Source organism: Halomonas sp. DP4Y7-1, from assembly GCF_019800705.1.
In the GTDB taxonomy this organism is placed as follows: Bacteria; Pseudomonadota; Gammaproteobacteria; order Pseudomonadales; family Halomonadaceae; genus Halomonas; species Halomonas litopenaei_A.
Window position 1 is genome coordinate 1 of record NZ_JAHVKS010000028.1, and the last position, 1,118, is coordinate 1,118.

Below are 1,118 nucleotides of genomic sequence, written 5' to 3' on the forward strand. Positions count from 1 at the left end.
TCCGCGGTAGTGACCGTGACGGCCACGCTGGCCGACAGCCTGGCCCACGCCGATGGCGTCGATGCACTGACCATCAGCGGCATCACCGTGGTCGGCACCGACACCGACGGCACCAGCACGTCTGCCAATGTGGGCGTGACGGTGGCGGACGATCAGCCGACGCTGCAGATCGGCGACTCCACTGAGCCTGGTACCGCGACAGTGGTGGAAGGCCAGAGCGTCAACGGCAGCTGGACCACCGATGCCGGTGCCGACGGTGCCACCGTTACGGTGACCGTGGGTGGAGACTCCCTGGTTCTGGGTAGTGCAGCGGATGCCACGGTGTCCTTCGACCTGACCGAAGGCACCTTGACCGTTGGCCGCGATGGCAACTGGACCTTCGAGGCCAATAACAACCTCGACCAGGCAGAGAGCCCATCGGTCAACTTCACTATCGAGACCGTCGATAGTGATGGTGATACCGCCTCCGATAGCCACACCGTCACCATTACCGATGGTACCGGCCCGACGGTCACCGTTACCGACAGCGATCCGGCGACCACCAATGCCGCCGTGTCCCTGGATGATGCTGACACTGAAGGCGACGCTTCCTCTACGGACGTGGCCAGCCTGACCTTTACCGCGGGCAGTGATGCCATTGCCACCATCGGTTTTGGCAGCACAGATAATATTGATGTGGATGGCCTTAATGGCACCCTGACCTGGACGCTGAACTCAGCCGGTCAGCTGGAAGGGCGTACCGAAGCCGGTGGCGAACCGGCCATCACCCTGACGCTGAACAACAACGGCTCGGTTACGGCTGGCCAGTCCGCGGTAGTGACCGTGACCGCCACCCTGGCGGACAGCCTGGTCCACGCCGATGGCGTCGATTCACTGACCATCAGCGGAATTACCGTGGTCGGTACTGATACCGACGGCACCAGCACGTCTGCCAGCGTGGGCGTGACGGTGGCGGACGATCAGCCCGAAATCGCCATTACCGATGCCCCCGAATCAGTCGTGGAAGGCCAGAGCGTCAACGGCAGCTGGACCACCGATGCCGGTGCCGACGGTGCCACCGTTACGGTGACCGTGGGTGGAGACTCCCTGGTTCTGGGTAGTGCAGCGGATGCCACGGT

General features: G+C 63.5%; 1 protein-coding gene. It reads left to right on the forward strand.

Annotation, left to right across the window (positions count from 1 at the left end; genetic code table 11):
• On the forward strand, positions 1 to 1,118 hold a 1,118-nt coding region (locus tag KUV72_RS19685; protein ID WP_222239514.1), incomplete at both ends, for a VCBS domain-containing protein.